Genomic DNA, 12,099 nt, shown 5'->3' on the forward strand with positions numbered 1-12,099 from the left:
CGGCCGTGGTGCGCGGCCTGAAAAATAAGTTGCGGGGTCGTGGGGCGGCCGTTCGTCGTAGTGCATCGACTCAACTTTCCGGCGGACACGACTCATGAGCACACGCGGGCCCCTCACACCGATCCACGCAACGAAGGCGCGCAACCCGCGGCAGGCGCGGCGCTTTCGCATGGCGCCGATCGCGCGCGCCATTGCCATGACGCTGGCGGCCAACGGCGCACTGCTGATGGATGCCCAGGCCCAGCAGGCCTTCAGCGGCGCCTGGTTTGCCAACAAGAGTGCCATGCAGAACACCGCCTCGGCGACGGGCCGCCTGCCCAACGGCATGCCGGCATCGATGCTGACCAACCCGCTGGCCGTGCAACAGCGTGACAACGCCCAGCTGCAGCGCTCCATCGACAACCTGAACCTGGCCGCCCGCGGCATCGCCGCACAGCAGGCCGCCCAGGAGGCGGCGCGCAATGCCGCGCTGGCTGGTGCCTCGGACGTGCCCGACGGCCTGGCCGACGGCGGCCTGAAGGTCGACACCCACAGCCTGACGGCCGGCTGGCTCAATGCCAAGGCGCCGGTGCAGACGGCCGCGGGCGGGCGCACGGTGGTGGGTATCGAGCAGACCGACGAGAAGGCGATCCTGAACTGGGAGAGCTTCAACGTGGGCAAGAACACCACGGTGAAGTTCGACCAGTCGAAGGGGCGCAACGTGAAGGACGGCACCAACAGCTGGATCGCGCTGAACCGCATCAACGACCCGAGCGGCAGGCCCAGCCAGATCGCCGGGCAGATCCAGGCTGACGGGTCGGTGTACCTGATCAACCGCAACGGCATCGTCTTCAATGGATCGAGCCAGGTGAACACGCGCAGCCTGGTCGCCAGCTCGCTGCGCCTGACCGACCAGCAATTCAAGCTGGGCATCAACAACGCGCAGCTGATGGAGCACCAGAGCGCTGAGTACCCTGTTCCGCAATTCGGGGAATTCACCGCGCACAAGCCTTGGGTTTACAGCCAGGTCGGCGGCTATGTTCCGGGCAACGGTGTTGTGCCGGACCGCCTCGGTGAGGTCGATCGATTTGACCCCGGCTTGCCGCCCGGTGCCGTCACGGTCGCGCCAGGCGCAGGGCTGAGTGTGAGCAGCGGCGGCAAGATCATGCTCTTCGCGCCCAAGGTGAGCAATGCCGGGCGCCTCTCTGCGCCGGACGGCCAGGTCATCCTGGCGGCCGGCGAAAACGTCTACCTCAAAACCCCCTCGGCGCAGGACCCGAATCCGGTGCGCGGGCTGGACGTTGCCGTGTCGGCAGTGCCGGGCTGGGCATTGAATAGTTCGTTTTTGAATGCCGCGCTTGGTTTGTCGCAGGTCCCCTATCCCTACGCCATCGGCGTGCGCGATGTCGTGATGCCGGAAATGGCCGCGCGCGCGAAGGCGGTGGGTTACGAAGTGGTCAACAACGGCGTCGTGCAGGCCGATCGGGGCAACATCACCCTGCAGGCACAGGACGTTCGCCAGAACGGCGTGTTGCTGTCCACCACCGCTTTGAACAACCGCAATGGTTCGATCCAGTTGCGTGCCTGGGGTTTGGGGACACGCGAGTACGGCAGCGACATTGACCGGTTTTACAACTGGTCGGCAGGCACCTTGACGCTGGGCAGTGGCAGCGTGACGCAGATCATGCCGGACGCCACCGACACCAGCGAGATCGAAGCGTCCGCGCTGGGCACCCGCTACCAGCCGGGCTGGATCGGCATGTACGGCAAGCTGATCGACATCCAGTCGAAAGCCGGCGTGCTGGCGCCCGCAGGCAAGATCAACATCGAAACGGCGACCAACCCGTTGTTCAGAGGCGTGCTGCAGAGTGCGGGAGACGACAGCCGGATATACCTCGACAGCGATGCCTTCCTCAGCGTGGCGGGTCTGCGCGACATGCTGGTGCCGATGTCGCGCAACTTCGTCGAGGCGGAGTTGCGCATCAACGAGTTGCGCGATTCACCGCTGCTGCTGAACTCCTGGTTGCGCGGCCAGAAAGTGATGGTCGACCGCCGGGAAAACGGCGTGTTCGGCAACGGACCGATGGCGGGGGTGAAGTGGGTCCAGAGGACGGACGGCAACGGCCAGATGGTCGACATGCCAGGCGAGTGGGTAGGCACCCCCCTGGCGGATGTGACCGGCTGGATCGGTGTGGGCAAGACCGACCTCCGGGAGCTGTCGGCCGACGCCGGCAGCATCATGCTGCGTGCTGGCGGCGCCGTCATCACGCGTGCCGGCTCGCTGCTCGACATCTCCGGCGGTTCGGTGCGCTATTCGGACGGCATGAACACCGCCACAAAACTCGCGGGCGCCAATGGCGGCATCTACACGATGAGCAGCGCCATGCCCGACATGGAATACACGGGTCTTGCCGGCCGGTTCGCGCAAACGCATGCGCGTTGGGGCGTGAACACGACCTGGCGCAGCGCGTTGATAGGCGGCGACTTCAAAGAAGCCGGGTACACCGAAGGCCGCAAGGCTGGCGCGGTTCAGATATTCGCCGGTGACGCCATGGTGCTCGAAGGCGATATGTGGGGCGGTGTCATCACGGGTGATCGCCAACAAAATAAACCGGCCAGCAACAAAGGGGGCCAGTTGGTGCTGGGTGGCGGCAGGGTAGAGGACAAAGCCTGGTCGCCAGGCACCCTCATCGTCAGCCATGATCCCAAACGCCTGGGCAATGCATTCAACGCCGGTACCGCTCTGGGCGCGGACTTCTACGTTCCCCTGGACCCCGTCACTCCGAGGTCAAAGAAATTAACTTTTCTGTCCGACGACATGCTTGGCAGTTCGGGCATGGGGCGGGTCAATTTCTTCATCATCAACGGCGACGTTGAGCTGGCCACGGGGGCCAAACTCGAGTTCTCGCCCGCAACCTCGTTTGTTGTCACCGGTGGTGAAAATTCGACCGGCACCCTCCGTATCAACGGCATGGTCCGGTCGGCAGGCGGTTCCATATCCCTTGATTCGCTCTACGGACAACTGGAGATGGGCGCGCAGGGCAGCCTGGATGTTTCCGGCCAATGGATCAATGCCTGGCGTGACGGCCGGTCCTCCGGGCCTTGGGCCATGGATGGCGGTGCCATCACCCTCAAGGCCGGCAAAATCCTTGCCGACAAGAACGCCGTATTGGATGTTTCCGGTGGCGGCCGCATCGATATCGGCAAGAAGGGCTTGCCTGCATTGCGTGTGGGCAACGCCGGCTCCCTCAGCTTGACGGGCGTCACGCCGGACACGGATCTGGGGTCATTGAACCTGCGTGCGTATGCAGCGGGTTCCGCCGGCAGCCTGTTCCTTGAAACGCCTTCATCCGTGCAAGTGGGCGGTGCACGCAACGATCCCTCGGTCGTGGCCTTGCCCGCCAACCTGTTTGGCGACCGCGGTTTTGGCACCGTGTCGGTTGCGGTCCGCGGCAACGGCGGCATCGTGGTGCCTGACGGCGCGACCGTGACGCAGCAGGCGGTCGGTATCGATTTGAATTCTTCTTTTGCCTACCACGACGTGGCGACCGGCACGAGCCTTGCCGGGGTAGCGCCGATTGCCGTGCTGAGCCCGCAGGAGCGTCTCGAGCGCAGACCGGGCGGACTGACCCTGGGCACGGAAGCCGGCGACATCCATGTCGGGTCGGGTGCATCCATCGTGACCGATACCGGCGGCAAGTTGACATTGGCTGCAGGTGGCGCAGGTGCGCTGACGATACGGGGTCGCCTGGAAGCGCCTGCGGGACGGATTGACCTGAGCGGCAAGACCGTCCGGCTGGAGCCGGATGCGCAGTTGCTGGCACGCGGCGTCCCTGCGATTGACCTGGACAAGACCGGGCACCTTCAAGGCAAGGTGTTGTCGGGTGGTGTCGTCGATATTCGTGCCGCGGATGTGCAGCTGGCGGCGGGTTCGCTGATCGACGTGTCGGGCGCGAGCGGGGAGATTGAACAGGCGCAGGCAGGTGGCGCATTCGGACGGGTCAGCTACAAAAAGCTGGGGCTGGCCAGTGACGGCGGTGCAATCAACATTCGTGGCGAAGGGCTGGTTGCTTCCACGTTGGTCGGGAAGGCCGGGGGGACGGGCGCGCAAGGCGGCTCCGTGTTGATCCAGCAAGTGGCCGCCGGTGCGAGCACCAACCTGGCCGACAAGCTTCTGCAGTCCTTTTGCCAGATCGATTCGTCCTTCTGTACACCGGAAAGCGTCGTCGGGGTCGATTTCGCGCTTCTGCTGGGATACAACCCCGGCGAAAAAGCACCCATGGTCATCACCCAGGCGGTGCTTGACCATCTGGGCTCGGCATCCAGGAATTCGTTGGTCGTTTCCAATACGGCGTCTTCCGGCGCAGGGCAGGGTGGGCCCGGAATTGACTACGCTGCGCTTGGAATGAGCGACGAAGTCGTGGATTTGTTCAAGAACGAACTCTCCATCGACCTGCGTGCCTTGACCCCGTCGAGTTCATTGCTGGTGGCGCGTCCCCAATCTTTTGCCGAAGGTGGTTTTGCCAATCTCGCTCTGGCCTCCCAGGGTGGTTCGATCGAGCTGGGTGATGTGCAGCTTTCCGCGAACCGGAGCATCACGGTCGACGGCACGCTGCGCCATGCCGTCGGGGAATCCGGACACGCAAGCCTGGCGGCGGCTTATATCGGGCTCAAACAAACTGCTTCCCTCATTGCGCCGGCTGCCACGGCCCATCGCACGGGAAGTTTGACTTTGAACGCGGACGTGATTGATGTCGTGGGCGGCGTCAATGGACCTGGGTCCACCTTCGGGCCCGCGAGCATTCGCAGCTTTGCGAAAACGTCATTGAATGCGTCGGAACTGCGCTTCAGCGCGAAGAACGCCGCAGTGGACCCAGGCATGGCTGCGGATGCCGCCGCGGCAACACTGGATGTGGACGGTGCATTGGCCATCACCGCCGGCCTGGTTTACCCGTCCGTCGCCGTGAACGCAAAAATCCTGTCCGGTGAATCCATCACCGTGGGGCGTTCCGGAAATTCTTCCGTGCTGCCTTTGTCGGCTGGAGGGACGCTGCGGTTGGAGGCGCCGGTGATTGAACAGAACGGCGTGCTGCGGGCCCCGTTCGGGCAGATCGAACTGGTGGCCGGTGATCGTTTGACGCTGGGCGCTGGCAGCATCACATCGGTCTCGGGTGCGGGCCTGATGGTGCCCTACGGGACGCTGTCGAACAACGAGCACTGGAACGACCCGACGAAGGCGAGCGATGGCGCCAATCCCTCGAGCGGTTCGTTGACGTCGCCGCCCGAGAAGCGGATCACGATGAAGTCGCCGAATGTCGACCTCGCCAAAGGCGCGGTCATCGACATCGCCGGCGGCGGTGACCTGTACGCCTGGGAATTTGTTCCCGGTCCGGGCGGCTCGAACGATGTGCTGACGCGGCCCGGCATGTATGCCGTCCTGCCGGGCCAGCAGGCCACTGCGCCCGTCAGCGGTGTGGAGGCTGGCAGCCGAATCTGGCTGGCCGGTGGCCCCGGCCTGGCGGCCGGCTGGTACACCTTGCTGCCTGCGCGCTACGCCCTGCTGCCCGGCGCCTTTGCCGTGCAGGCCACCGGCAAAGCCTGGGCGGGCGAGGCCGCGCCCGGCTTCGCCACGCGCGACGGCAGCATCATCATGCAAGGCAGGAGCAGTAACGCCTACGGCCACAACGAAGATGCGCAAGCCTCTGTCTGGCGCGTCATGTCAGGCAGCACCCTGCGCAAATACAGCGAATACAACGAAGCCTTCGCCAACGACTTCTTCTCATCGGATGCCTTCAAGCTCACGCAATACCGCTTGACTGGGCAGGACGTGGTGACCCCGCGCCTGTCGCGCGACGGCGGCGCTGTCGTGTTCGAAGCCACCACGCGCCTGACGCTGGACGGCACGCTGCTGTCGCAGGCCGAGAAGGGCGGGCGCGGCGGCCTGGTCGACATCGCCGGCAAGAAGATCGCCATCGTCGGTGCCGGCCAGGACGCAGGCACGTTGCAGGCAGACGGCTACCTCACGATCGATGCCACCAGCCTCTCGAATTTCGGTGCCGGCAGCCTGCTGGTTGGCGGCACGCGCAAGGGAGACCTGTTGGGCACGCAACTCGACGTGACGGCCACTGACATCGTCGTGAGAAACGGCACCGGCTCCGAATTGTTCGCCCCGGAGATCATCCTGGCCGCCACCGACAAGGTCGCCGTGGACGCCGGCAGCCTCGTCAGCGCCAAGGGCACGGGCGCCAGCAGCAGCGGCAACCTGATCATGAAGCCGCAGCAGGCTGCGGTCTACGACAGCAAAGGCACACCCGACACCGCCGACGATGTTCTGATGACGCCGGCCAAAGACTGGGGTGCGTTGATTCGCGTGGCCAATGCCGAGGCGATCAAGGTCGTCCGCCAGAACGTGGACACCACGCAAGGCGGTGTGGTCACCATCGGTGCCGGTGCAGTCCTGAACGGTGGCGAATCCCTGCTGATCGACGCCACGCGCACCACGGAGCTTGCAGCATCGGCGCAGATCTCGGGCGTTGACCTCTCGGTGGCCGCCGGCCGCATTGGCTTCGGCGGCGGCAGCAGCGGCATGGTGCTGGACAGCGCCGGTCTGGCCCAGTTGGCCAACTCCAAACACCTGACGCTGCGCAGCTACTCGAGCTTTGACTTCCACCAACCGGTCGATCTCGGTGCGGCGGGCCTGGCTTCGTTGACCTTCGACGGCGCAGCCTTCACCGGTCATGGCGGCGACATCGTCATCAAGGGCGACACGATTGCGCTGGAGAACAGCGGCGCCAACCTGGCCGCAACAGGCAACGGTACCGGCAACTTCACGCTGGACGCCACCACCCTGGTCCTGGGGGCGGGCCAGAAGAACTTCGCCGGCTTCCATCGCATTGCCTTGGGTGGCCGTGATCAGATCGTCGGTACTGGCAAAGGCGGCATCGACACCGGCGCCATCGCGCTGACCTTGAACACCCCGCTGCTCACAGGCCGCGGCGGTGCCGCACAAAGCATCACCACCACCGGTGCATTGCAAGTCCTGGCAACAGCAGGGGGTGATTCAGCCCCACAAGATCTGCAGGACAGCCTCGGTTCACGCCTGAGCCTGTCCGGCGCCAGCATTGTGTTCGGCGGCCGCGCTGTTGCGCTTGGCGGCAGCGTCGACATGACGGCGACTGCCGGCAGCCTGACCTTGGGCGATGGCGCGCAGATCGATGTCGGCGGCTTTGCCAAACAGTTCTTCGACGTGGCCGCGTATGCCGATGCGGGAAGCATCAAGCTCTCGGCGGTGGGCGGCGACGTCCGGCTCGATAGCGGCAGCACTCTGAATCTTGCTGCTCACAAGGACGGCGGCAACGCCGGCGCCTTGAATGTTGCGGCCGCCAACGGCGGCACCGTCGTGCTGGACGGCACGATCAATGCACGAGCGGGCACGGGCGGCAAAGCCGGCGCCTTCTCGCTCGATATTGCCGAGCTGGCGGACTTCGCCGGCTTCAGCCAGCGTCTGAATGTTGCGGGCTTTAACCGCTCACGGCAGTTCCGCATCCGCCAGGGCGATATCACGCTGGACGGCACCACCACGGTGGAAGACTTCGGCCTGACCACCGACCAAGGCAGGATCACGATTGCCGGCACCGTCGATGCAAGGGCCGCTTATGGCGGCGCCATCCGCATCACCGGCGGCAATGGGGTGACGATGAATGCCGGCGCGCAGCTGTTGGCGGGCGCCTCCGGTGAGCTTGGCAGCGGCCGCGTCACCCTTGAAGCGGCAGGCGGGCAGCTGGACCTGCAGGGCGGCGCCATCAACGTGGCCGGCAACGAAGGCGGCAAGGTCAGGCTGCGTGCGCAGCAAAATGCGGCTCACAGCGACCTCAACGCCACCGCCGTCAACGTCAGCATTGCCGGTGCGCGTTCGGCGGTGCTCGAAGGCGTGGCGACCTACAACGCCAGCACGGTCGACGCCGTCAAGGCCGCTGCAATTGCCGATGCCAACCAGTTCAGCGCTGCGGCGCCCGCTGTGGCGGCACGCCTGGGCACCAGCCTGGCCGTCATGCCCGGCATCACGATCGAAAGCGCCGGCGACCTGGCCATGAACAGCGACTGGAACCTGCGCAGCGACTTTGCCAACGCAAGGGAAGGCACGCTCACGCTGAGGGCTGGTGGCAACCTGGTCGTCAATGGCCACTTGAGTGACGGCTTTGACACCGCCGACCGCGCAGGCAAGCTGCAGGAAGGCGCTTCGTGGAACCTGCGCCTGGTCGCAGGCGCCGACCTGGACTCGGCCCACACGCTGGCGGTCAAGCCGTTGGCGGCGCAAACCGCGGGCAGCGGCAGCATCACCGTCGGCACGGCCGACACCAACCCGGACGCTGCCGTAGACAACGGCGCAGGCAAGCTGGTTCGCACCGGCACCGGTGACCTCGAGGTGCGTGCGGGCAGAGACCTGACGCTGGCGCACAAGGAGTCGGTGATCTACACGGCTGGACGCAAGGACATGACGGCCTGGAGCGACTTCACGACGGCCAATGCAGCCGCGATCTACGGCACTGACGGCGGCAACCTGGACATCAGTGCGCAGGGCAGCGTCGTGGCGCAGCCGGCCGGCCAGCGATTTACGGAGTGGTTGAACCGGCAGGGTGCCCTCAACCCGCAGGGCTACTTCGGTGAATACGAGAGTGGTGAGTACGGTATGCGGCCGGACGGTACCTGGGGTCCTCTGACGCTGCCGCCCGAGCAATCGAGTTGGTGGATCAACCATGGCGCGTTCAAACAGGGTGTGGGCGCGCTGGGTGGCGGCAACGTGACGGTCAACGCCGGCGGTGACCTGGGCAACCTGGTGGTGGTGTTGCCGACGACCATGCGCATGCGCGGCGGCCGCTCGGCCACCGAAGCGATGGCGATGGAAGTGCGCAACGGCGGCACCCTGACGGTCGAGGCCGGCGGCGCGATACGCGGGGGGCAGTACTACGTGGCACGCGGTGCGGGTGACATCAAGGCCGGTGAAACAGCGGTGGGCCACACGGTATCGGTCACATTCAACGACGGTGCTCCTGACAGCCGTGTGTACACCTTTCCCGTGGCGCCGGTACTGGCCCTGGGCGACGCCACCTTGAACGTGCGCACGGCGGGTGACCTGCGCATCCAGACAGTGGTAGACCCCCTCCTTGTGCGTTATGGCGACGACGGAAGTGTTGCAGGTGCCTTGCCGAAACGTGATTACCGCGCTTACATGAGCGGTTACACCGACCGTACGGCGCTCAAACTGGTGTCTACCGGCGGAAATATTACGTTTGTCAATCAAGCCGAGTTCATCTTCCACGACCTGTCCCTGATCTACAGCAGCACCGCCCAGGACGACCTGATCGGCGCGGCTGGCAATCGTTTTCCCGCGCGCATGGCTGCTTTGGCCATGAACGGCAGCATTGAAATACAAGGACCCTTGTGGGTCATGCCAGCCGCGACGAATGATGTGCAATTCATTGCGCAAGGCGACATACGCTTTGCGACACAGAATCGCGAAGCTTTTACGCAGTTGGACATTCGCGGGGACCTGGAAGCGCAGCTGGCCATGCCGCGTGCCACACCCGGAATGTTGCCTTCCGCGTTCTTGCCCGGCACTGGGGCCTCGGATTCTGAAACCATGGAAAGGTTGCTTGCCAACCAGATGTGGTCCCATGTCATAGCTACCTCGCTCAACAATCCGGATGTGTTGCCCTTGGCAAGCGACTTTGAACCGAGCCGCATGTATGCCGGACAGGGTTCCATCCTGGGGCTTGACCTGACGACCAATGAGCAAACCTGGGTGCGCGCCGGGACCGATATCCGCGGCGTGCGTGTCAATGCGCGAAACGTGCGCGCCAGCGATGTGACCTTGCTGGAGGCCGGCAACGATTTCCTGGCCATGGCGAACGTGCGTGCTGCAACGCTGAACACTCCCGAGGATACGGGCAGCATTGCGATACAAGGGCCCGGCACCCTGGTGCTGTCCGCCGGGCGTGACGTCTATGCCGACAACCTGAAGGTCCAGACCCTGGGCAACCAGCAATATGACCTGAACAACCGCCCCATGGCCGGGACGCAGATCAAGGGCCTGCCCGAGCAGGGTGCCTCGATCACGGTGATGGCGGGCATGAACGGCGCGGTGGGCTACGGCGCGTTCGCCAGCGCCTACCTCGACCCGTCGAAGGTGGCATCCATGCCTTCGTACCTTCAAAGCGCCAGCGCCGACGGCAGCGTGCTCCCGGCCTACCTGACCGATCGGGTCGAGACCCGCCCGGGCGGACAGGAAAAAACCGTGCGCCGCGGCCTCGTGTCGTACATGAAGGACATGACCGGCGAGACGCTGGCGCCGCTCGACGCCTGGGCGCGCTTCCAGCAATTGCCTGCGCTCGCGCAGCAGCAGTTCCTGCGGCAGATCTACCTGATCGAGCTGCGCGAAGCGGGGCGCGACCAGAACGAACCGGGCACCGGCGGCTTGCCGCGCAACGGCGGCTACAACCGCGGCTACGCGGCCATCAAGACGCTGTTCCCGGGCGACGACTGGAAGGGCGACGTGGCGGCCAACAAGCTCATGCTGCGCACGATGGCCGGCGGCGACATCGACGTGCTCACGCCAGGCGGGGGCCTGCAGGTGGCGGCGCTGGGGGCCACGGTGCCGGCCGGTTATGGCCTGGTGACGCTGGCCTCAGGGCACATCGGCATCTTCGCGAAGGACGACGTCACGGTGAACCAGTCGCGCATCCTGTCCTTCGTGCCCGAGGTCACCCAGCAGGGCAGCGACCAGATCATCTGGGCCACCGACGGCGACATCGATGCGGGCCGCGGCTCCAAGACGCTGCGCGTGCCGTCGGCACCCGAGGTGGTCACCGATCTGGACGGAAATACAACCATCCGCGAGAAGTCGGACATGAGCGGCAGCGGCATCGGCACGGTGGGCGACGGCGACGTCGACCTGGTGGCGCCGCGCGGCACCGTGAACGCCGGCGATGCCGGCTTGCGCGTGGCGGGCAACCTGAACATCGCGGCACTGCAGGTGCTCAACGCGGACAACATCCAGGTCAAGGGCGAGACCAAGGGCCTGCCGGTGATCGCGGCAGTGAACATCGGCGCGCTCACCAACGCGAGCGCTGCCGCTGCGCAGGCGACGGCCGCGGCGCAGGACGCGGTGCAGCGCGAGCGCACGGCTGCGCGGCAGGCGCTGGCGTCGGTCTTCACTGTGCGCGTGCTCGGCTTCGGCAGCGAGCCCGCACAAGAAGGGCGCGACGCGCCGCCGCCGCGGTCGGGACTGCAATCGGGGGCGCAGGTCGACTACGACCCGCAGAACCCCGTGCAGGTGGTGGGCATGGGCCGCAAGATCGCCCCGAAGCACTGGGCCGGCCTGAGCAGCGACGAGCGTCGTCGCCTGCAGCAGGACCGCTAGGCGGGCAGGGGCGCATGTCATGGCACCCAGTGTCCTTTGCGAACAGGAAGCGCCGGCGCGCGACGACGCGGCCAGCGAGCTGCGAGACGAAGCGCAGCGTCGCCTGGCGCTGCAGGTTTTTCTCTGCGCCAACTACGAGGGGCTGCGGCGCAAGCTGACCCGCCATCTCGGGTGCGCCGAGATGGCCAGCGAATGCCTGCACGATGCCTGGCTGCGGCTGGGCCATCTGCGGGTGTGCGCGCCTGTGGAGAACCCCAACGCCTACGTCTATCGGGTGGCCTGCAATCTGGCCATGGACCGGTTGCGCAGCGAGGGGGCATGGCGCTATGTGGACGACCCGCACACCGTCGTCGAGTCGGCCATCGACCACGCGCCCGGGCCCGAGGACATGGCCGAAGTGCGCGCCGAAGTCGGGTCGGTCGACCGCGCGATGCAGGGCCTGCCGCGGCGTCACCGGGCGGTGCTCGAGGCTTTGCGCATCGAGGAGAAGACACGCCAGGAGGTGGCCTCGCACTACGGCCTGTCGCTGCGCACGGTGGACACCGTCCTGCGTCAGGCGCTGGACCATTGCGGCGCGATGACGGGGCGCGCGGTGCTGGCCGGCGTCGGCACACCCCGACGGGCCGTGGTGTCGCCCCGGCTGGCCGCCTGAGCGGCAAGTGGCACTTGCGGCACCGCGGTGCCGCTTGCCACGGCACGCG

2 protein-coding genes are annotated in these 12,099 nt (G+C 65.9%); both read left to right on the forward strand.

Going from position 1 to position 12,099, the window contains the following annotated elements; genetic code table 11:
- Positions 1-94: 94 nt before the first annotated feature.
- Entirely contained in the window at positions 95-11,398 is an 11,304-nt protein-coding gene (locus IG196_RS04860) for a filamentous haemagglutinin family protein (protein ID WP_192195242.1), read from the forward strand.
- A gap of 19 nt (positions 11,399-11,417) precedes the next feature.
- Positions 11,418-12,050, forward strand: a complete 633-nt coding sequence (locus tag IG196_RS04865) for a sigma-70 family RNA polymerase sigma factor (protein ID WP_101490937.1) — start codon at positions 11,418-11,420, stop codon at positions 12,048-12,050.
- Positions 12,051-12,099: the final 49 nt, after the last annotated feature.

This window comes from Variovorax sp. 38R (assembly GCF_014843395.1).
In the GTDB taxonomy this organism is placed as follows: Bacteria; Pseudomonadota; Gammaproteobacteria; order Burkholderiales; family Burkholderiaceae_C; genus Variovorax; species Variovorax paradoxus_H.